We start from the raw sequence: 21,145 nt of genomic DNA, 5'->3' as shown, positions 1-21,145 counted from the left end.
AATGGCAAAACTCCATCTCGTCTCGCTGGGCTGCAATAAGAATTTAGTTGATTCCGAGATCATGCTCGGGCGTCTGCAAAACTACGAGCTCACGGATGAGCCTGCGAGCGCGGATGTGATGATCGTAAACACCTGCGGCTTCATCGCAAGCGCTAAGCAAGAGAGTATCCGTGCAATTTTGAAGCTTAGCGAGCAGAAAAAAAGCGGCGCGCTGCTGGTCGTCACGGGCTGTTTGATGCAGCGCTACAAAGACGAGCTTATGCGAGAGCTGCCCGAGGTCGATATTTTCAGCGGCGTCGGCGACTACGACAAGATCGACGAAATGATCTTAAAAAAGCAGAATTTATTCAGCCCGCAAACCTATCTGCAAAGTCCCGCGCTTACTTCTTCACGCGTGATAACGGGCTCAAACTACCACGCTTACGTTAAAATTTCGGAAGGCTGTAATCAAAAATGCTCTTTCTGCGCCATTCCGAGCTTCAAAGGCCGCCTAAAAAGCCGCAGCATCGACGACATCGAAGCAGAGGTGCGCGGCTTGGTAGCGCGCGGATTTTACGATTTCAGCTTTATCGCGCAGGATTCTAGCAGCTACGGCCGCGATCTAAGACGCAGCAAAAAGGACGGAGCAAATTTTAATGGCTCCGAAGACGAGTTAAATTTTGCGGGCCTTCGCGACGGAGAGAATTTTAACGCCTCTTGCTGCGAGCAAAACCCCAATAGCTCAAACGGCGACGCGGCAGATGGAATTTCCGCTCAAAGTAGGCTCGTCTGCGATAAGGACTCTGGCGGCGAGAGTGCGGACGCGGACGACGAAAGAGTCCACGAGCAGGACATAGATTTAGTCGCGCTGATAAAACGCATCGAAAAAATAAAGGGCGTCAAGGTCGCGCGCGTGCTGTATCTTTACCCCACCAGCACCGACGAGCGACTCATCCGCACGATCGTGAGCTCACCCGTTTTCGCAAACTACTTCGACATGCCGATCCAGCACATAAACGACAAAATGCTAAGCTTGATGAAGCGCGGCGCAGGCGCGGCGCGGATCAAAGAGCTTTTAAGCTTAATGCGTGAAGCGCCTAATTCATTCCTCCGCACGGGCGTCATAGTGGGGCACCCGGGCGAAGGCGAAGCCGAATTTGACGAGCTTTGCGCATTTTTGCGGGAGTTTAAATTTGATAGAATTTCAGCTTTTGCCTACAGCAAGGAGGAGGATACGGCGAGCTTTGCGATGCCGCAAATCCTCGCACGGACAATTAGCCGCCGCCTAAATAAAATCGAAAAAATCACGCGCGAGGCGATAGATAATAGCATGCGCGCGCTCGTAGGCAAAAAGATGCCCCTAATAATCGAAGGCGCCAGCAGCGAGGGCGAGTTTTTTTACGGCGCCAAGCCTCTTGCATGGGACAAGGACATCGACGGCGAAATTTTAATCAATGAAAGCTACGTGCAAAATCTAAAAGTAGGCGGTCTATACGAGTGCGAAATCACGGAATTTGCGGGCGATAGGCTGCTCGCGCGAGTACTAAGAAGCTCGTAAGAGAGATGAAAAATCCGCCCGAAATTCCAAGCAAAATTCTAGCCTTGCTGCGGGCTGGCAAAAATCTGCTTGCTTTTTCGCACGGCGTCGATAGCACGGCGCTTTTTTACCTTCTGGACGAGGCTGGCGTGAAATTTGACCTTGCGATCGTGGATTATAACGTCCGCGCGCAGAGCAAGGACGAAGTCGCCTCGGCAAGGTATTTGGCGGTCAAATTTAACAAACAAATCTACGTAAAAAGCGTGCGGCTAGGCGCGTCAAATTTCGAGCACGAGGCACGCGCAGCCAGATATGATTTTTTCGCCGAGATTTGCCGCGAGCGGGGATATGAAAATTTGATTTTGGCGCATCAGTTTGACGATAAATTCGAGTGGTTTTTGATGCAACTTGGGCGCGGTGCAGGGCTTAGCGAGCTACTTGGCATGCAAGAGCTCGAAGCCAGCGAGGACTACGTGATCGCTCGTCCGCTTCTAGGCGTGCGAAAGTGCGAGCTGGAGCGGTTTTTGCGTGAGCGAAACCTAAAATACTTCACCGACGAGACGAATTTGACGGACCGGTTTAAACGCGGCTTTATTCGCGCGAAATTTAGCGAGCCATTTTTAAACGAGTGCTTTGGCGGCGTGAAAAAAAGCTTTGAGTTTTTGGCGACCGACGCGTTAAGCTTAACTCCTGAAATTTCTAACCCCGCACCTAAAATTTATCTTGTAAAACGAGGCACAAGCGAGCTTCGCGGCGTGAGTCTTACCTGCAAGCGGCTAGGGCTCGTGCTAAGCTCGGCGCAGCGAAACGAATGCGCTCGCTGCCTAGAAAATGGCGCCGACTGCGTGCTAGGCGGCAAGGTAGCCGTGGGTGCGGGCGAAAATTTTATTTTTGTGACGCCATATATCAAAGCGACGATGGACAAGAAATTTAAAGAAGCGTGCCGCACCTTAAAAATCCCGCCGATAAACCGTGGATTTTTATTTGCCGCGGGAGCGGATCTTGCGCTATTTGAGGAGCTTTTATGAGCGTTTATTTTACCTCCGATCTACACTTCGGCCACGAGCTGGTGCTGAAAAAATACCCGAATTTTAGAAAAGGCGCGAACGTAGCCGAGATGGATGAAAATCTCATCGCCGCTTGGAATGCGCTTGTTACACCCGAGGATCTTGTCTATAATCTCGGCGACGTCTCCTTTCACAAGGATTTTGCGCACACTTGCGAGTTACTTCGCAGACTAAACGGGCGACATTTTTTGGTGCTCGGCAACCACGATGGGCGCATCGCCGCAATGAAAAACGAACTGCTAAGCGGACGCAAGGCGGACGGTAATTTTATGTTTGAGCAGATCGTGGGATATGCCTTTGTGCGTCTATCGCATAAGAGAGCGGCTCTGTCTCACTACCCGATGATCGAGTGGGCAAACTGCCATTATGGCGCGCTGATGCTCTACGGTCACCTGCACGCAGATATGGCTGAAGTTTCGGGCAGGGCGCTAAACGTGGGCTTTGATCTGCACGGCAAAATTTTAAGCGAAGACGAGGTGTGGTCGTATCTGAAAGATATCCCGCCCAAGGCCCATCACGCAAGCGAGCTAGAGGGCATTAGCGAGAACGACGACATGGAGCAAAGGCGAGCTTTGATAGAAAATTTTTTACGCAAAATTAATCGGGATTCATGAAAAAGACAAAATTTACGGCGCAAGACGGACCCTTTGCGGCAAATAAGCTTAAATTTAAAAGCGAGCCACTTAAATACGGATGATTTTGCCCAGTCAAAATTCCATTCTGCAACGCAAAATAAATTTAATAAAACGTAGCCGCGAACGAGCAACCAAATCGTACCGAGCAAGCGCAATATTGCAAAGATAAAATTTTAAAATTCTGCCTAGGTGCAGAGCGAAAAAATTGATCTAGCGGGCTTCCAGCATCGCAATTTTGTTGATATAATCGGCAAAATTTAGATTTATCAGATTTGTTTTGATGAAGATGCGCGTGAAAATCACGTAGCCGATCTCGTTGCTAAGCGTACCATCTGAGTAGATGAAAACATTAGTGAGAAACTCGCTATTTTCGGATTTGTAGAAGGTCTCGATCTGAAAATTTAAAAGCTCGTAAAAAAGCTCGTCCGCGTCGCTCATCGCCGCCTGCATCTCCTCATCGATGCGCATTATGTCGGCGTAGAGCACGCGCTCTTGGTTGGCGACGACGAAACATGCGCGGTTATTAAATTTCAGTGCGAACATCGCCATGTTTTCAAAATCGCTTTGATTTTTTAGCAAGAAGTATAAAATTTTAAATAAACTGGCGTGCGAGTTAAATTCTATTCCAAAAGTCTCATCCGCCGCCTGTGCACTTGCGCGAGGAAATTCCACTATGAAGCTATCATCGACTTTTTGATAAATGCTATTTTCTTTAATCATATAATCCTCGTTAAAATGCACTCTTTGATTTTCGTCGTCTATCAGCACGCAAGAGATTAAATTTTTATCACTCAGATCCGCAAAGCCCGCCAGCGAGGTAGCCAGATCATTTTCTTGCGCTATAGGAAAGCGATCGGATTTCTCATCCAAAATTCTTTTACCAAAGCCCAATTTTCTATAAAAAAACTCGCATGCGTCGACACTTTTAGCGACGCCGAGGAATGATTTTGCTTTAAATAGTGCCATTTTTTCTCCTAAAATTGCAATTATATCGAAACACTATTATTTCAAACTAAAATTTAATGTCCTGCTCAGCGCTTGCAAAAAGCAGTTGCCTGATCGCCTCTTTGCCCGCATCGAGGCTAAGCCCCGCCAAATTTAGCGGCGCGCTGAGGCTGTAATTTATGCGCGAAAACGGCTTTGGCAATAACATCTCGTCCCAGCTGCGAAATTTCCAAAAACTGCTTGCTTCATAATTTAGCGCGTAAATGTCTAAGTTTAGTCGCTGCGCAAGGATCACGGCTCCGTCGGCGACGCTATGAAACGGGCCGCGTGGCCCATCGGGAGTGATGATGACGTCTGTGCCGTTTTTTATCTCTTTGATCGCACCCATAAGTGCGCGTGCGCCACCCTTAAAGCTACTGCCGCGGATCGCACCGATACCAAAATGTGAGATCACACGCGTAATGATCTCGCCGTCTTTGTGATCTGAGATGATAACCTTGGCGCGCCTCTTGCCGAAATCCCGCAGCCACCAGCGCCTATACGCAAAGCTCATCATCGCTAATCTTCCATGCCAAAACACGACGACGCAGGGCTTTTCTGGCAGCTTCGTAGGGGTAAATTTAACCCTGCACGTTAAAAAAATACACCAAATCAGGATAAAAATGAGATATTCGGCGACGCGGAAAAACAACCGCTTTTTAAGCGATAACTTTTCCATAAAGCGCCATTCTGGCGGTCTTTTCGATACGCACTCCGCGCGTTTTTCCTAAAAGCTCTTCGCCGCCTTGCGCGCAGATTAAAAAATTTGAAAAGCTTCTACCGCACGCGGTGCCGCCCTCGCGCAGCTCCTCAAAATATACGTCGAAAATTTTATCTTTTTGCGCCCTTGCGATTTCATCTAAAATTTTAGCGTGAGCGTTCTGCAGCCTGCTTAATCTTTCGCTTGAAATTTCATCATCCAGCGGCTTTAAGCTTGCCGCCGGCGTGAGCGGTCGCGGGCTAAATTTAAAGGAAAAAACCTGCTCAAATCTCACCGCCTCCAATACTTCCATCGTCTCAGCAAAATCATCCTCGCTCTCGCTCGGATAGCCCACGATGATGTCGGTGCTAATCGCCACGCCCGGGCAGCTTTGGCGCAGTTTAAGCGCGCGGTCCAGATACCACTGCTTGGTATATCCGCGCTTCATATCGCGCAAAACCTTGCTAGAGCCGCTTTGCAGCGGCATATGCATCGATTTGCAAATTTTAGGATTATTGCAAAAAACGTCCAAAAATTTATCGTCCATATGCAGCGGATGCGGGCTAGTAAAACGGATGCGCTCGATGCCCTCTATCTTGCTAAGCCGCATGAGCAGGTCGCTGAAGTCGATTTTTTCGTGCGCATTAGAAAAGCGCTTGCCGTAATTGTTGACGTTTTGGCCGAGCAAAAATATCTCTTTGGCGCCGCGAGCTGCGGATCTTTCGGCTTCGCGCAAGATGATTTGAGCGGGGATCGAAATTTCATCGCCTCTAGTTTGCGGCACGATGCAGTAGGAGCACTTTTTGTCGCAGCCGATCATTATGTTTATGAAGGATTTATATGGCGAGCTCGCAAAATCGCCGAATGCAAACTCGCTCTCGTCGTAGTTTATGTCAGTGCTAATAAATTTAGGAGTACGAACGGCTTGCGAAATTTTAGATACGTTTCTAGCACCGAGTACGAAATCCACAAAAGGCGCGCGCTTAAAAATTTCTCCGCCCAGATGGCTTGCGGTGCAGCCGCAAACGCCGATTTTGGAGCCTTTTTTTCTAGCTTTATCGAATGCGCCGATCTCGCTGAAGAGCTTATGCACGGGCTTTTCGCGCACGGAGCAGGTATTTATTAAGATTAGATCCGCGATATTTACGTCGTCGGTAATCTCGTAATCTTGTTCTTTTAGCTGCGCAATAATATGCTCGCTATCGCGCACGTTCATCGCGCAACCTAGGGTCTGGATGAAGAGGAGTTTACTCAAAGGATATGCACCTCGTACATATACTCGTTTTCGTTTAGCCCGTATCGCACTATGCGCTGATACACACTAAAACCCTTAGTATCGAAAAAATCTACCAAAGCGGCTAAATCTTTTTGAGAATTTTCTCTATCCAGATAAAATATTTTCTGTCCGCTCTTTTCTACTTGGGCTTGCAAATCCTCGATCTTAACGCTTTTTGGCTTAGAGGCGAGCTCCGTTCTGGCAAGTTTTAGCTGCATGATCTATCCTTTCATTTATCTTTTTAAACCCGCGAGTTTAGCGAAATTTAGATAATAATTCGTTTAAATAAAAATAAAGTCAAAATTCCATATAATACCGCACTTCAAAATTTAAAATCCAAATTTAGTAGCACGAAATCAAATCTTAAGGAAAATTTATGGAAAAAATCACTGACATCATCGAGTCGATTGCAAATGAAAAGGGGCTTGAGCCCGCGGACGTCAAAGAGCGCGTCAAAACGGCGTTCATCCAGACCGCAAAAAGACTTTTCGGCGAGGAGTATCTCTACGACAGCGAAGTCGATCCGCAAACCAAGCGCGTCAAGCTTTACCAAAAAGTCCACGTCGTCGCGGATGATGATGAGCGGCTCGGCGATCATAACTTCATCGCGCTAAGCGAAGCCAAAAAAATAGGCGAAAACGCGGAGATCGGAGATGAGCTAAGCTACGAAATAAATATAGAAAACCTCGGTCGCACGGCTTCCGGCGTGCTGGCTAGAGAGCTAAATTTCCACATCCAAAGGCTGCTTGAAGAGAAAATTTTTGAAAACTATAAAAGCAAGGTGGGCACCCTCACCCACGGCACGGTCACCAAGATCGATCACGACGGCACGACCTACGTAGAGATCGAGGATACGAAGGCCTTTATGCCGCTTAAAAACCGCATCAAGGGTGAAAATTTCAAAGTGGGCGACGTGCTGCAAGCCGTCATCAAAAACGTAGCCATCGACAAATCCCACGGTATCAGACTGGAGCTTTCGCGCACCAGCCCGAAATTTCTAGAAGCCCTGCTCGCCGCCGAAGTCCCCGAGATCAAAGACGGCAGCGTCATTATCCAGGCTTGCGCGAGGATACCGGGTAGGCGCGCTAAGATCGCACTTAGCGTCGTCTCGCCAAATGTCGATCCGGTAGGCGCTACCGTCGGCAAAGGAGGCGCGCGCATCGACGCGGTAAGTAAATTTTTGAGCAAAAATTTGCAAGACGGAAGCGGCGGCGAGAGCATCGACGCGTTTGAATACTCCGCAAGCCCCGAAATTTTGATCACTCGCGCGATGGCGCCCGCGATCGTAAACTCGGTCAAAATAACGCAGGACGGCAAGGCGATCGTCTACGTAAACCCCGATCAAAAAAGCAAAGCGATCGGCAAAAACGGCCTAAATATCCGCCTCGCCTCGATGCTGTGCGGCTGCGAGATCGAGCTTATCGAAACCGGCTCGGCGAGTGAGAAAAAAGTCTCCAAGGAAGAAGGTCTTAAAAATCTCGAAGCGCTTTTCGGCGAGCTGTAGAGGCGAAGTGCACTTCGCTTTTTAAAATTTTGCAGGTTGCGCGCTCTATAAAATTCCATGCCTACCAAATTTTGCAAATTTAGTAATTAATGGAATTTTGTAATTTAGTACTCCACGAAATTCTATATTACGTAGAATTTTACGCCGTTCGGAATTTTAAAATTTAGCATCAAGGCGAAATTTGACCAAAATTTTACGGCGCAGAATTCTAAGCTCAAATTTTATTCATGCGAGGATTTAAATTGATGCTATATTTAAATTTACACAGCGCGCAAAATTCCGCCCCAAGTTAAGTCGCGCCTACCGCTCATATAAAATTTCGACGCCGCCGTAGTGCCAAAATGCCTTCGGCGCGAGGTATTCGCCGCCCAGGACGGCTAAGCTTAGCTTAAAATATTGCGGAGAAAATTCCGTGATTTTTGAAATTTCCTGCTCGAGTAGCGTCGTGCAGTAGAGGTTCGCTTCGCCGCGAGGTCTTAGCGTAAAATCTTCGCCGACGCGCCTAAGCAGAGAGTCAGCGAGGCGCGCCTTTTGCTCCTCGCTTAAAAATTTCATCCGCACCGCGCCAAAGTCTCGCACATGCTCCAAGAACTCCCGCATCGAAACGGTCGCGACGCCGTCTTGCTCGCCTTCGCCCGTTACCGCGTGCACCACCAAAAGCGGGCGCTCGCGCACGATCATGCCTACGTGCGAGTATTTAAAATCCGTCGCAGTCGCGATTATGCGGCTGTCGGTGACGTCGCCCATGCGAAAGACGAGATCGCCCGTGCGTAGATTTGATAAAATTTCATCCGGCACCCGCAGCGGCTCTTTTGCGGCAGATGCGCGCGTGAGCATCCAGAGCTCGCCGAGCCCGCCTGCGGCAAAGATCAGGCAGATGAGAAACTTTTTCGCTAAAGCGAGACTTTCCACTTGCCGTCTTTTTTGACGAGCTTAACGCCCTCGGTGCGGTTCGTGCCGTTTTTAAAAGACACGGCGACTTTCACGAGCACCGATTTCTCGTCGCTATTTTGCAGCTCGCCCGAGATGCTCTTTAGCCTGCCGCGCTTAGAGGCCTCCTCCTTGCCAGCACCTGCCATTTGCATCAATTTGCCGTTTATCATCTGCATCGCGCCGTCGTCCGATCTGTCCTTATCGGGTATATCGATGATATTTACCAAAGTCTTGGAATCTCCCTCATATAGGGCTCTTACGAAGTCTTCGGCGACGCCTTTTGGATCGCTGCCGCAACCCGCTAAAACGAATATCGCAATGAGCGCGAGTAGGAATTTTTTCATAAGCTCTCCTCGTAGAAATTTTGAGGTTCTATATACAAACGATAAATATTTTTTAAATTCAGATCTTTCTGCTCGGGGGAATTTATATCGCGTTTGGATTTGCGAAAGGGGTATTCGGTCGTGCTTTTGCTGAATTAAAATAGAATTTTGCATTCGAAGGAAAGCTCGTCTTGCCTTGGTAAAATTTTATCTTGCCAAAGCAAAATTTTATAGCAACTCCTGCGAACCGTGTCTTGCGGCATACTACTCAAACGGTGCCCAAACTCATTCGGTAGCGCGCGAGGCAAGTTTTGCTTGTCAGAACTGAAATTTAGCCGTATTTTGCGGCTAAAATTTTAAAATTTAAATGTCGCCTTCGTGGGATTGCTCGCTTGCGATTTAGCTTTTTACTGCGACGCTCGCGAAATTATAAGAAAATTTTATCCGAATAGAGCTATAATCTAGTAATTTTTCTAAAGGAAGATCATGGAAACTTGGGCGGCTTGGGCGCTTGCATCAGCACTCTTTGCGGCGCTGACCGCGATATTTGCAAAAATCGGGCTTGAAGGCATCAACTCCCACTTTGCGACTTTTATTCGCACGATCATCATCGCCCTGTGTCTCGCCATATTCTTGCGCTACGCTAAAGCCTGGCAGCCGTTATCGAGCCTAACCCCTCGCAACTGGGTATTTTTGATACTAAGTGGGCTGGCGACGGGTGCATCGTGGCTAGCATATTTCAAAGCCCTACAAATCGGCAAAGCCTATCAAGTAGCACCGATCGATAAACTAAGCGTAGTGCTCGTTGTAATCATCGCCGTGATCTTTTTAGGCGAGCGCCCGAGTCTGCGTGAATGGCTTGCGCTAGCACTAATCGGCGCAGGCGTAATAATGCTAGCATTTAAATAATAAAAATTTTTATTTGTAATATTTATGGATTTATGCAACAAGGCAAAACCAAAAAATAAAATTTAGTTCCAGATTTATTTTTTTAATGGTTGCTTAATTATAAAAACACTAAAATTATAAAGATTTATTTTAAAAAGGAGTATCTTTGAGCAAATTTAGCGATTTCTTTAATAGCGAATTTAAAGAGCTTGAGCAAAGCTTTCGGATTACCGATATAGACAATATTTTAAATGATGAAATGTATCTTATAGCCGGAGATTTCTACGGTATTCAAAAATTCATTTTTGAAAATATTAATACTAAAAATGCGGCTAAAATTCTACGTGCCAAATCTGCTTACGTTCAGCTTTTCACCAAAGCGATCGCTAAATTTATATGCTTTAAATTGAAAATAAACGAAAGTAAAATTCTAAGCATAAGCGCGGGAAAATTTGAAATTTTAATACCGAAGCAAAATTTCACCCAAGATACGTTTAACTATATCAAACGCAACGTGGATAAATTTTTTATCGATAAATTTAGTGCTATTGCAGGTATGAGTTTAGTGGCGCTTGATTGTAAAAAAAGTGATTTTAGTGATATGGATAGTTACAAGGAGTTTAGAGAGCGAGTAAGCGATGCTTTCGAGCTAGAAAAACTTAATAAATTCGATCTTTTAAATCAAAGCGCAATCGTGCTAAATTATGCCGATATAATAGCAATAGAAAACGGCTTTGAGAGGCTTGGAGCCAAGCTTGCAGACACAAAAACTTCAAAAATTTCTCTCGACGAGCTAGGAATCGATTTAGAAGGCTTTAATTGCGAGCTAGAACTAGATGATCGTATAAAATCTTATGTATTTAAAAAAGATGGGCAAACGGCAAGCTTTAACGAACTGGCGCAACTCGCATGCAATAAAATGCACGAGGATGAGCCTTCGGGATTAAAAGCTATAGCCGTACTGAAAGCCGATGTCGATGGAATGGGAGATTTCATCAAAAATAGTAATGTTACTAATAGTTTTGATAGCTTTGATATGTTTTCGAAGGGGCTTGATAGCTTTTTTAGCATTTACATTCCGCGCTTAATAAAACAAAATTTTCCACATACCTATATAGTATTTTCAGGCGGAGATGATTTACTATTGGTGGGAGCTTGGGATACGGTGCTAGATATTGCTAGATTTATAGATGATGAGTTCAAAAAATTTATTAGCGACAAAACACTTAGCCTAAGTATGGGGATTTGCATTGCAAAACCTTCCGTGCCTATTAAATACCTAGCCGAACTGAGCGAAAACCAGCTCGAGCTTGCCAAGGAATTTAAAGATGAAAAAGGGATAAAAAAGGACGCTATTACTCTATTTGGACAAACGGCTAGATGGAGCGAGTACAAAACGATGTATGCGCTCATAACAAATACGCTTGAAAGCATAGAGGAGCTAAATACAGCATTTTTATATCATCTGCTAGAGCTTTGCGATATGGCAAAAAGCGCTAAAGCTAATGACGCAATATCCAATATCTGGGCTTCGAAGCTGAATTATTTAATAGTAAGAAATTTATCCAAAGACTCGCAATGGCTAATACAAAAGCTGCAAAATGCACTAGAAAAAAGTCCCGAACAGGTAAAAATGGCACTATGTGAATTCATTTATAAAAGGAGAGCAAGATGAACTACGCCCATAACGGCCAACAACGCAAAAGCTACGACAATTCCAAAGCCGATAAGTCTGGAATTTTATATGAAAAGATCACGCTAGATTATATCAAAGACGGCGAACTTTTTAATGAAACCGCGAAGAAAACGGCGAATAGTATTAGAACTAGTCAATCGCAAATCAGAAGATTTTACGACTACGTGCTGGATCTATGCGAAAAAGCAAAAACTAAAAATTCCTCTGAAATTTTACCATTTGTGAAAATGCTAAATTCTAAAGTGGCCTATGCTTCAAGCAGAAAGAATGTAAGTAAAAACTTTGTAGAATTTATAAAAGACTGTGTTTCGCAGGTAGATAGCGTAGAAAAGCTCGAGGTGTTTAAACTGTTTTTTGAAGCGGTTTTAGGATTTAGTAAAGATAAGGAAGAAAGATGAAAATTTACTCTTTAAAAGGCGATATTAGGCTTTTAAGTGGACTTCACATAGGCGGTGGCGATGACGTTATGAAAATCGGCGGCATAGATAATCAAGTTATAAAAGACGCCAATTCTGGCAGGCCTTATATACCAGCTAGCTCGCTCAAAGGCAAAATTAGAAGCTTGCTCGAATGGGACTTAGGATTGGTAGGACTAGATCAAGATAAAAAAGGTGCACCATTTTCTTATAAAAATATAGAAAGAGCCAAAGATAGAAAATCTGCAGAAATTCTATTAAAGCTATTTGGGGACAGCGATGTCAAAGAAAATAAATTTGGCATCACTAGAATTAGTTTTAGCGACTGCCGAATAAGCCCCGAGAGTGAAGATAAAATTTTAAGCGAAGCAAAATATGAAAACATAATCGACCGACAAAAAGGTACCGCCAAACATCCGCGTCAAAGCGAGCGAGTACCTGAAGGAATTAAATTTTGCTACGATTTTAAAATCAAAGTATTAGAAGGCGATGATATCGATGATTTTAAAAAGCTTATCAAGCGCGGTTTAAATTTATTGGAAAATGATTATTTGGGTGGTAGCGGTTCTCGCGGATACGGAAGAGTGGAATTTAGCAACAAAGACGAATGGGTCGAAAAATGAAGCTCCTTAAAACCACGATTACGCCCACGTCGTCTTTTGCAACCTCGCTAAAAGGCGATACCTTATGGGGGCAAATTTGTTGGGCAATAAGATATAGATACGGCGAAGCAAGATTGGAAAGCCTTCTTGAAAATTATGATAAAGAGCCATTTTTGATCGCTTCCGATGGATTTTTATCAGGTTTTTTGCCAAAGCCTTGCTTGCCGCTTAGCGTTTTTGGAAAAAATATCGATAAGAAAGCTATAAGAAAAAAGATTTGGCTCAAAGCGGACGATTTTGCCGAAGGCAAATTTCAAAACGCCCTAGCAGGCGATGAATTAGAGTCAAAAATCAAACAAAACGCCACAATAAAGAATTCTATTAACTACGCTACTTTTACTACCGATGCCGATGAATTCGCTCCGTTTGCACTAATCGAGACTGCATTGCCGCCACTTGATATATATTTTTTAATCGATGAAAATGCTTTTAGCCAAGAGGAATTAAAAGCCGTCATGCATGATATAGGAGAATGCGGCTACGGAAAAAAGGCAAGTATTGGCAAAGGGCGATTTAAGATCGATAAATTTGAAAATTTAAATACGCCTGCAAGTAAAATCTTTATGGCGCTCAGCCCTTTTGTTTTACAAGGATCCGATTTGGCTATCAAGAAGTGCTTTTACGAGCCATTTACTAGGTTCGGAAAGCATGGCGGAGATCTGGCTTCATCGTCAGATGTGACTAAAAAACCCGTATTAATGGCACAAACGTCAGCCCTAATAGCGCTAGAAGATGAAAGCAATATACAATTTATCGGTAAAAGCATTCGCGGTGTTTCAACCCACAAAAAAAGCGTGCAACAAGGATACGCTATTTTAATACCTACGAAATGGAGCGGAAATGAGCTTTGTAAAACACTATAAATTAAAAATCAAAATTCTAAGCCCCGTGCATATTGGAAGCGGCGAGATTTATGAACCGACCGGATATGTAATAGAAAAAATTCTACAACCTAGCAGAAAAGAGATAGATGCACTTTATGAATTTGACACAATGGCTCTATATGAAATTCTATCTGAAACGGATAAGGAAAAATTCCTCGATCTAGTGGAAGCGTCCGATGAAAATGGGCTTATTAAAATGCAAAATTTTATATTCGCGCATAAAAAACAAGGAAGACAAGTAGCTTATAAAATCGTAAAAGTAAGCCCGAATGCCGCGCAAGAATATTACGATAAAATTGGCAAGGTAGTTCAAAAAGAAAGTGGCAAAAATAACGTAATAAATCAGCTTGAAATTTATAAATGCGTATCGAATAAAAATCAAAAAAGGGATTCGGCGATCCTAACTGGCAGCAGTTTAAAGGGAGCGATTTCTACAGCATACCAAGAGCTATTAGTAAAAGAAGGAATAAAGTATCATGATGTGCGCGATCTTTTACTAAGTCCGAGCGACGGAAATCCATTTAAAAATCTACTCATTAGCGATAGCGGTGGTTTAGCAAGTAAAATTTATTCCACCGCAAACGTCAAACGAGAGCTTAAAAATGATGATATAAAATACAATGATTCGCTAAGCACCCGCTTAGAAGCTATAGTCTCAAACGTGACATGCGAAATTCCTTTAAGCATTAAGCAAAATTCTACGGAAGAGCCCCTAGATATTAATCGCCTAATCAAAGCTTGCAACGATCACTATGAGCCGATATTTCGTTCTTTATTTAATGACGACGGAGTGCTCGAATGCTTGAGCGAAAAATTTTATGAAAGCTACAAGGATTTTGGTAGAAGCAATTTGGCGCCAAATCAATTCTTACTGCGCATAGGTAGACATAGCGGCGCACGTGCTGTAACGATAGAGGGCAAGAGAGAAATTAGCATAAAGCAAGGCGTCGGTAAAAATCCTATCATAAAAGAAGCCGAAACTACGACCTGGCTTGCAAAGGTTAAAGACCAAATAGAAGCGGGGTGCGTGCCGTTTGGCTGGCTACTATGTGAGGTAAATGAGATAAAAAGCTAATCTTTTTATCTCCCCCATAGCCGAACGCTCATCTTTGGTATAATCCCTCCAAAGCTCAATTTTACCATTAGGCTTTTCTACTACGCGCACGCCGCCTTTATTGTAAGCCTGATCCATAGACTTTGCGATCTGCGGGTTTTTAGATAGAAACTTATCCATCGCTTCCCTATTTTTAAACTCTTTAAACGCAAAGCCTCTGCTGTGAATTTCATCTACCTTTTTACCGCTTGAAAACACTGAGTTGATGCGATCTTTTAGATGCTTTTCATAAGAGCGAGCAAGATATTGCCCCGCTAGCGCGTCTCTGCTAGCCTTATCTAAAACGCCTAGATCCACGAGCTTAGCACTCATATCGTCAATCTGACGTCTTAGCGCGTCTGCTAGTGGCTTTAGCTCAGGCTTAATGGCATTTGCTTCACCCACCATATATTCATGCATAGCTACGCGATCAGCATCGTCTAATCCACTAAGCGCGGATTGTAGATTTTCCATTTTAGCGCTATATGCGCTTTTGGCGCTAAATAGCTCATCGTTTCGCAAAAGATAATCCGCGCCTTTGGTTTCGCTTAATGCGCGCCTTACAAAGCGAGCTGCATTAATAGCGCCATTTTTTAAATTCTGCGCTAAGCTTTGAGAGCCGGATAAAATTTCATAAGCGATATTTTTAAACTCTTTATTGATATGCTCGCTTGCCATTTGCCTTGCGTAGCTTAGCCCTATATCCTTGCCGCTTAAATCCTTTAGCTCTGAAGCGGAGTTTGCGCCTACGGCTTTAAGATAGGAGCGCATATTGCTTAAGATGCTAGGCTTATCTTTTGCTGCAGCTTCTATATCCTGCGCTATCTCGCCTACCTTAGCGCCTCCTTTTAGCTTTGAAACAAGAGCTGGTGCATTTACTAGCCCAAGCCCGCCCAACGCTCCGATAAAAGCGCCTCTTGCTCTATTTTTATCATCTAGCGCTGCACCTGTGGCTGCTCCAGCTCCAGCGCTTGCGATATTAGCAGGGATTGCGCTAGAGCTAAAACCTTTAATCATATTCTCGCCGTTTTGTGGTATAATATCTGTAGCGGTGTCTAGCCCTTGATTTCTCATCGCTTGTGGGGTGCTTAGGCTAGAGAGTGTGTCCCCACCCCAAACTATATTGCCTTTTCTTATTAGATTTTTTAAATCGGTGTTTTTTAGCGGCGTCGCGGTTACGCCTAAAAATTCTCCTCTGTCGTTTTCTATCACGCTTAAGAATTTTAAAGTTTTATCGCGATCGTCGATAAAAGTTTTAAAAAATCTATATCGTTCGCCATCTTTTGCGATGAATAATGGATTTTCTAATGTAGGTTTGATTAAATTTACATATTCGAGCCTACGCTCGCTGCCTGCTTTATCCGCCAAATGATTTAACATCTTATCAATCGCAATTTTTGCCTCAAATATCGGAGTTTTAATAGGAGCCTGAAAGTCGCGGACGAGCGAAAGCACATCGGCTTTAGGCTCTAGTCTTAGCGCCAAATCTCCGCGCTCCGCTATATTACGGACTACTGCAGCGGGGTCTATGCCTCCTCCTGCGGAATTCTTAAACTCCGCGGGGGCATTAAGGTTTTTATCAGAGGAAAGAGATATAATTTCATCATTGGCGGGGGTTGTAGTAATGTGGGTTGTGGACCCCACCCCTCCGTCAAATATATCAGAGGTTGAAGTAATTGCGGAGTTTGTCCCGCTTCCTTTGATATATTTATCCTTGCTGTAAAGGCTGCTATTTGGGTTTAATCCCTTTTTGGCGGCTTCATCGCTTCCATTTAAGGTTGAGGTAATAGTCTGGGTTGTCGGACTTCCTTTTTTGGCAGCGATGACGGCTTTAGGATTGGTAATTGCTAAGATCTGATCCAAATATGCGTTATTATTAGCGGGATTCGTAGCTCTTAAAATCTCATCTAAAAACGGATTAGGTGCTTGTGCTGCTGCGGTCTCTGCCTTATCTGCCCCTTTTACCGCTTCGCTCATCTTTTTTGGAGCAATCCCGGCTGCTTCCTCAAGCTCTGAGCGAATGGCCTTTATCACGTTTTCGTCAAGTCCGAAAAGATTAGGATTATTTAAAATTCCCTCTGCGATAGAATTTTGTGGTATAATAGTGTTATCGGAGGAGGGGCTTAATAATTCGCCATCCGCCCGCGTTTGCGGAGCGGTCGTCCCAGCGGGCGTCGGGACGCCCTTTCCTCTGTCTTGTTCTAATCCTCTCGCTCGTCTTATTAACCTATCTAAATCATGCTCATCGGTTTTATTTGCGTGTATAATTTTACCGCTACTTTTATCTATGCCAATATTTCCTGCCTTATTTTCACCTAATCTTTTTGCTATTAGGGCTGTATTTTCGTTTGTATTCTCTAAAAAATGTGTCGGATTATCTTTGATCTGCTTGATTACTCTAAATACGTCCGCTTCGCTTTTAAACATTTCAGGATGTTTAACCGCGAGGCTCTTTAAATTTGCCGCCCATTCATCGCTTAAAACGCCGCTTAAATTATTCACCCATTCCTCGGGCTTAAATTTCTGTTCTGCATATTGATAAGGTGTCGTGCCTCCGTTCATAGTAAAGCCCTCGCCCGCGGTTTGTCCTGCAGGGGTCGCACTTTGAATATCTTGCGCCGCTTTTGCGGGGCTAGCTTCGGGTTTTAGCTCCTGCGCGGCTACCCTTGCCTCCTCTAGTTTCCGCGCCCCTATTTTAGCTAAAGGAGCGCGGCTAAGTCCGCCTAAAATAGCATTTGCCCCACCCCAAATAGTGCTTTCAAGCCCCGCTTGCTTTAGACCTGGTTTTTCCTGCCCGTAAGCTCTAGCCCCTCCGGTAAAGCCTCCCATTATCGCGCCGTTTGCTGCAGATCCTGCGGCGTTGCCGATGCGAGTAGCTACCTTTTCGCTAGCACCCAATGCTTTTGCTAGGCGGGCAGCCTTTGCGCTATGGCCTAGCATCGCAGGAGCTAGTGCAGTAGCGTCTGCTATCTCGCCTGCTGCTTGCCAACCTTTCATATCGTTATCGCCGAAGTTTTCAATTTTATTTATCGCCGAGCTTGCTAAATTTGAGTTCTGCCTAAAGAAATCCCTAGCCCTGTCCGCTCCGTAAAAATCTGCGGTATCTGCTAAAACGTTGTTAATGCCTCTAGCTAGCTTTTGATTGGCTGCAGCTTGACCCGTTACGAAGTTTTTTAATCCTCGCCCTATTATGCGGGTAGTGCCTGCACCTCCCGTTTGTCCTACTGCTTCCGCGCTTTGAGAAAAGGTTTGCCCCAGATCGTCTGCGGTATCTTTTAAGCTCTTGCCTGCATTATCAAAGCCCAAAGCGTCCGCCCCTGCGCCTAATGCACGAAGTCCTAGCTCGCCAGCCATACAATTCAAAATTCCTGCGGCTTAAGATTAGACACAATAATTCCAACTCCCATGGAATTCCATTTTAAATTTAATAACGCCGCGTTCTTGTGCTACGTTATAATTTGGTAGCACCTCCAGTCTAATGCAGTCGGGTATTTTAACGAAAACTATAGATAGGTGTTAAGCGCTACAAATCGGCAAAGCCTATCGGGCAATGCCAATTTATAAGCTGAGTGTATTACACCTTTTGATATCGAAAGCTTACCTGAAATTTTATCATAATGCGCTGCAGACGCTATTTTGTGAAATATGCTACCGCTATCTTCAATAATCTAATTCTGCATAAGCCATAAATTTTACAAATAGCTTACGATAATCGACATGGACATGATTCCGCTGGCTCTTAAGCAAAATTTTATTGATAAATTTTCAATAAAGATACGACATAATGATAAATTTGATTCAATTATTTAAGAAGATGTCCAATAAATAGTCTTTTAACAGAATTAAAATCAGGTGCAAAATAAGATTAGCTATATATCTAATGATGGTGCTAGAGCAAAATTTAAACTTCTCTCTTTTTGTTGCTGGAGCTTGAAAGCCCGTAGATGTGATTGCCATAACGTTCTCCTTTTGAAAGTTAAGGCAATTTTCGCGCAAGTGCGGGTGCGTAATCTACCCATAAAACGCACCCTTTGGTATTTTTATATTAAATTTGAAGGATTTTTGATAAATTTAGATACGATTGCGTGGTCTGTTAGTTAAGATCCGAGGGGGCAGCCATTGGCGCGGGGCTATACCTCGCACCTGAATTATCTCTCTGCCTCTCTTAGCTCTTTTAATCTATCGCTTATATCTACGTATAGCTTGGCTCTTTCGTTTTTCCCTAGTGTTTCGTTTTGTTTGATCTGATCCATCAGGCGTTTTAGCCCGTTCCAGTCGTCTTTGGCTTTAGAAATTTCGCTTTGCCACTGAGCCATTGACGCATTTTTGAGATTTTGTGGTATACTAGAAACAGAATTGGCAAAAGCAGCGTTTCTGCTGTCAAAGCTATCAACGGGTGCTTTGCTGATAGCTTTCTCTTTGCTATCATCAAATGCAGTTACGATCCATTTATTATCCCCAACCTTTACGCCGTTTTCGTTCCATCCGCGGTTTAGTCCGACTACGTAGCCGCCGCTTTTTACATTATACCCATTGTGTGTTTTTTCTAGCTTGCCATTTTTTATCGTATCTCTAAAATTTGGGCTGAAATTTCAGGGTGCTTTTTTTCTATTTTGGCTAAGCCATAGCCGTCCCATCCCCCTTTTGCGTTTTGTTTTGCCTCACCCCATATTATATCTACGTCGCCCAAATCCTTGCGATAAAATGCGCCCGCTACCTGTCCTTGCCTTTCGGCTAGTAGTTTCTTTACCGCACCGCTTCCGTCGTGGTAAAACTCGGCATAATTAATGCCAAATTTCTCAATAGGAGCTATATTTAGCGCCTTCTCTAGCGTTTTTCTGTCTTTATTATATTTTACTACGTATTTATCATACCAGCTCTTATCGTTTATTAGATGATCGGGTATATCTTTTTCGCTCGCATCTCGTCTCATTTTCCTTAAACGAGTTGCAGTTGCGTTAGGTAAGAGCGCAAAAGGGTCATCGTTTTTTGTCATCGCCTTTAAATTAAGAGTGCTTTCATCTTTGTTAAAAAGTTGTGATAATCTCCCGCTTATCCAACTCTTATCAAATTTCTCAGGCTCGATACTCCACGCGCTTATGCCGTTATCATAAAAAAATCCTTTTTTCTTGAGAGCTAGCCTTACGCTCCCGTCGGGTATCGTTCTAAAAGATACGGCTATTTTTGGCTTACCGCTAAGCGTAACGTAATTCCCAATTTTAATAAATTCACTATCAGCTATATCGGCATTAAATGAGTTGAAACGACTATTCTTTTCTCCGGCGCGCTCTATAATTTCCGCCTTTTTTTCTTGGGCTTTTGTTATTCTATCCAACTGCTTTCCCGCCTTTTTGACATTAAATCCCGCCGCGCCCAAAACATTTGCGGGAATAAAATCTGCTGCCGCCTTAAGTTCCCTTTGTGTTTCGACGATTATCTTTTTCTTAGCCATCTCTTTTTTGGCTTCCGAAATTTCAAGATCATCGATCGAATTTAGAGTTTTTCTTAAATTGCTCTCTATAATGTTCCCTCTATTAAATTGTGAATTTTCGTTTGCTCTTTCAATTAGTTTTTGATCCAAAAGCGGTGTTGCTTCTTTGTTATTCGCAGTTTTGACCTCGCTTGTCATCTCTTCTTTAAGCCTTTGTCTAATCCCTGCCTTTTGATTTTCTATTATGGCTAGGCGCTCTTTGTCGTCTTTAGCGTTTATTATCGCCTTTCTAAGATCGGCGGGCGGAAGTTCCTTTACTTTTTGGGAGTTTTGGGGTATAATACTCGTAGTTTGGTAGCCTAAGCCTTGATTTTCAAGTTTGCTACCTGGCTGGGTGAAAGTTTGGATAATACCAGCATCTCCTGATTTTTCCTTGCTTATTTTCTCAAGCCTCTTTAGGTCTTATCATTTACTTTGGTTGCGTGTTTAACATCGCCCGTTTGCTTTTCTACCGCAAGCTTACCTATTTTATTGCCATCTAATCGTTTGACTATCAACCCATAATCTAGCCTGTTATTGGCGTAAAAATGCGTCGGGTTTTCTTTTATTTCTCGGATCAGCTTAAACACGTTGGTAGGTCTGCCGCTAAACATCTCGGGGTGTTTATTCGCCAAATATTCTAAATCTGCTGAAATTTCATCGGTTTGCAGCTTCGCTAAATCTCTCACATTTGGGGCTAGCTCAAATTTGACATTATAATCGATCGCTCTTTGCCACTCCGCTGTCTTTCATCATAAAGCCTTCGCCCTGCTTGGCAAGCTCGCCCTTGGCTACTTTGGCCGCCTTTTTGTCTAGCTCCTCTTTGATCTGCTTTTTAGCCATTTCGACTAGATTTACCTTTTCTTGCATGGTTAAATTTAGATCTATCAGCGCCTTTTTTAATTCCTCGGGGTTAAATTTAGCCCTTACGGCGTCATCCTCTTGGGTTTTTAAAATTTGCCTGATTTCAGGAATAACCTCTTTTACAAATTTATTCAATCCATCTTTAGTCGCGCTGTCTAAACCCTCTGTGGGTATTGCCTCGATATTTTTTATTGTGCCCTCTAAATCGCCCGCGTTTTAAGCGCAGTTCGATTC

General features: G+C 43.9%; 21 protein-coding genes and 2 pseudogenes. 11 read left to right on the top strand and 12 right to left on the bottom strand.

The window, feature by feature from the left end; translation table 11 throughout:
- Position 1: 1 nt before the first annotated feature.
- The 4 genes and pseudogenes from CGRAC_RS12895 to CGRAC_RS02745 form a co-directional block, all read left to right on the top strand.
- Positions 2-625 (top strand): annotated as a pseudogene (locus CGRAC_RS12895) (radical SAM protein); the annotation flags it as partial.
- Positions 626-745: 120 nt separating this feature from the next.
- On the top strand, positions 746-1,537 hold the full coding sequence (locus CGRAC_RS12890; protein ID WP_407637298.1) for a radical SAM protein: 792 nt from the start codon (positions 746-748) through the stop codon (positions 1,535-1,537).
- 5 nt (positions 1,538-1,542) lie between these two features.
- Positions 1,543-2,544, top strand: a complete 1,002-nt coding sequence (gene tilS, locus CGRAC_RS02750; RefSeq protein WP_005870070.1) for a tRNA lysidine(34) synthetase TilS — start codon at positions 1,543-1,545, stop codon at positions 2,542-2,544.
- Complete coding sequence (locus CGRAC_RS02745; protein WP_005870071.1) at positions 2,541-3,197, top strand: metallophosphoesterase; 657 nt, start codon at positions 2,541-2,543, stop codon at positions 3,195-3,197. Before tilS ends, CGRAC_RS02745 begins: the two co-directional genes overlap by 4 nt.
- A gap of 231 nt (positions 3,198-3,428) precedes the next feature.
- On the opposite strand, the gene CGRAC_RS02740 is transcribed toward CGRAC_RS02745, so the two are convergent.
- From CGRAC_RS02740 to CGRAC_RS02725, 4 genes are read right to left on the bottom strand one after another with little or no spacing between them, the layout of a single operon-like run.
- Entirely contained in the window at positions 3,429-4,184 is a 756-nt protein-coding gene (locus CGRAC_RS02740; protein WP_005870073.1) for a hypothetical protein, read from the bottom strand.
- A gap of 46 nt (positions 4,185-4,230) precedes the next feature.
- Entirely contained in the window at positions 4,231-4,881 is a 651-nt protein-coding gene (locus CGRAC_RS02735) for a lysophospholipid acyltransferase family protein (RefSeq protein ID WP_005870074.1), read from the bottom strand.
- Positions 4,862-6,157 carry a tRNA (N6-isopentenyl adenosine(37)-C2)-methylthiotransferase MiaB gene (gene miaB, locus CGRAC_RS02730; protein WP_005870076.1) on the bottom strand — a complete coding sequence of 432 codons (1,296 nt, stop codon included), beginning with the start codon at positions 6,155-6,157 and terminating at the stop codon, positions 4,862-4,864. The genes CGRAC_RS02735 and miaB overlap by 20 nt, the downstream gene beginning before the upstream one ends.
- Positions 6,154-6,396, bottom strand: coding sequence for an HP0268 family nuclease (locus CGRAC_RS02725; RefSeq protein ID WP_005870077.1), 243 nt, complete (start codon positions 6,394-6,396; stop codon positions 6,154-6,156). Before CGRAC_RS02725 ends, miaB begins: the two co-directional genes overlap by 4 nt.
- Before the next feature lie 158 nt (positions 6,397-6,554).
- Between CGRAC_RS02725 and nusA the strand changes: the two genes are divergently transcribed.
- Entirely contained in the window at positions 6,555-7,682 is a 1,128-nt protein-coding gene (gene nusA / locus CGRAC_RS02720) for a transcription termination factor NusA (RefSeq protein WP_005870078.1), read from the top strand.
- 300 nt (positions 7,683-7,982) lie between these two features.
- Here nusA and CGRAC_RS02715 read toward each other — a convergent pair whose 3' ends face one another.
- Together CGRAC_RS02715 and CGRAC_RS02710 are read right to left on the bottom strand one after the other, a co-directional pair.
- On the bottom strand, positions 7,983-8,594 hold the full coding sequence (locus CGRAC_RS02715; protein ID WP_005870079.1) for a YiiX/YebB-like N1pC/P60 family cysteine hydrolase: 612 nt from the start codon (positions 8,592-8,594) through the stop codon (positions 7,983-7,985).
- A complete protein-coding gene (locus tag CGRAC_RS02710) occupies positions 8,576-8,959 on the bottom strand; it encodes a DUF4878 domain-containing protein (protein ID WP_005870080.1) in 384 nt (127 codons plus the stop codon). Before CGRAC_RS02710 ends, CGRAC_RS02715 begins: the two co-directional genes overlap by 19 nt.
- Before the next feature lie 465 nt (positions 8,960-9,424).
- Here CGRAC_RS02710 and CGRAC_RS02705 point away from each other — a divergent pair, with 465 nt between their 5' ends.
- From CGRAC_RS02705 to CGRAC_RS02680, 6 genes are all read left to right on the top strand, one after another.
- Positions 9,425-9,847, top strand: coding sequence for an EamA family transporter (locus tag CGRAC_RS02705; RefSeq protein WP_005870082.1), 423 nt, complete (start codon positions 9,425-9,427; stop codon positions 9,845-9,847).
- Positions 9,848-9,992: 145 nt separating this feature from the next.
- Positions 9,993-11,501, top strand: coding sequence for a type III-A CRISPR-associated protein Cas10/Csm1 (gene cas10, locus CGRAC_RS02700; RefSeq protein WP_005870084.1), 1,509 nt, complete (start codon positions 9,993-9,995; stop codon positions 11,499-11,501).
- Entirely contained in the window at positions 11,498-11,920 is a 423-nt protein-coding gene (csm2, locus tag CGRAC_RS02695) for a type III-A CRISPR-associated protein Csm2 (RefSeq protein WP_005870086.1), read from the top strand. The genes cas10 and csm2 overlap by 4 nt, the downstream gene beginning before the upstream one ends.
- Positions 11,917-12,561, top strand: a complete 645-nt coding sequence (gene csm3, locus CGRAC_RS02690) for a type III-A CRISPR-associated RAMP protein Csm3 (protein ID WP_005870087.1) — start codon at positions 11,917-11,919, stop codon at positions 12,559-12,561. The genes csm2 and csm3 overlap by 4 nt, the downstream gene beginning before the upstream one ends.
- Positions 12,558-13,463, top strand: coding sequence for a type III-A CRISPR-associated RAMP protein Csm4 (csm4, locus tag CGRAC_RS02685; RefSeq protein WP_040303592.1), 906 nt, complete (start codon positions 12,558-12,560; stop codon positions 13,461-13,463). Before csm3 ends, csm4 begins: the two co-directional genes overlap by 4 nt.
- Complete coding sequence (locus CGRAC_RS02680) at positions 13,441-14,559, top strand: hypothetical protein (protein ID WP_005870091.1); 1,119 nt, start codon at positions 13,441-13,443, stop codon at positions 14,557-14,559. The genes csm4 and CGRAC_RS02680 overlap by 23 nt, the downstream gene beginning before the upstream one ends.
- Here CGRAC_RS02680 and CGRAC_RS12825 read toward each other — a convergent pair.
- The 6 genes and pseudogenes from CGRAC_RS12825 to CGRAC_RS12815 all read right to left on the bottom strand — a co-directional run bounded on the left by CGRAC_RS12825 (position 14,530) and on the right by CGRAC_RS12815 (position 21,046).
- Complete coding sequence (locus CGRAC_RS12825) at positions 14,530-17,931, bottom strand: PBECR2 nuclease fold domain-containing protein (protein WP_005870093.1); 3,402 nt, start codon at positions 17,929-17,931, stop codon at positions 14,530-14,532. The genes CGRAC_RS02680 and CGRAC_RS12825 overlap by 30 nt on opposite strands.
- A gap of 794 nt (positions 17,932-18,725) precedes the next feature.
- Complete coding sequence (locus CGRAC_RS12420) at positions 18,726-18,893, bottom strand: hypothetical protein (protein WP_005870095.1); 168 nt, start codon at positions 18,891-18,893, stop codon at positions 18,726-18,728.
- Between the two features lie 159 nt (positions 18,894-19,052).
- Positions 19,053-19,142 (bottom strand): annotated as a pseudogene (locus CGRAC_RS12885) (hypothetical protein); the annotation flags it as partial.
- Entirely contained in the window at positions 19,139-20,206 is a 1,068-nt protein-coding gene (locus tag CGRAC_RS02670) for a putative barnase/colicin E5 family endoribonuclease (protein WP_005870097.1), read from the bottom strand. The gene CGRAC_RS02670 and the pseudogene CGRAC_RS12885, both read right to left, overlap by 4 nt.
- Before the next feature lie 257 nt (positions 20,207-20,463).
- Entirely contained in the window at positions 20,464-20,736 is a 273-nt protein-coding gene (locus tag CGRAC_RS12820) for a hypothetical protein (protein WP_005870098.1), read from the bottom strand.
- 25 nt (positions 20,737-20,761) lie between these two features.
- On the bottom strand, positions 20,762-21,046 hold the full coding sequence (locus CGRAC_RS12815; RefSeq protein ID WP_050346299.1) for a hypothetical protein: 285 nt from the start codon (positions 21,044-21,046) through the stop codon (positions 20,762-20,764).
- Positions 21,047-21,145 lie beyond the last annotated feature (99 nt).

It is taken from the genome of Campylobacter gracilis, from assembly GCF_001190745.1.
In the GTDB taxonomy this organism is placed as follows: Bacteria; Campylobacterota; Campylobacteria; order Campylobacterales; family Campylobacteraceae; genus Campylobacter_B; species Campylobacter_B gracilis.
Note: the sequence above shows the minus strand (reverse complement) of the source record. Positions and strands in the feature narration are given on the sequence as shown.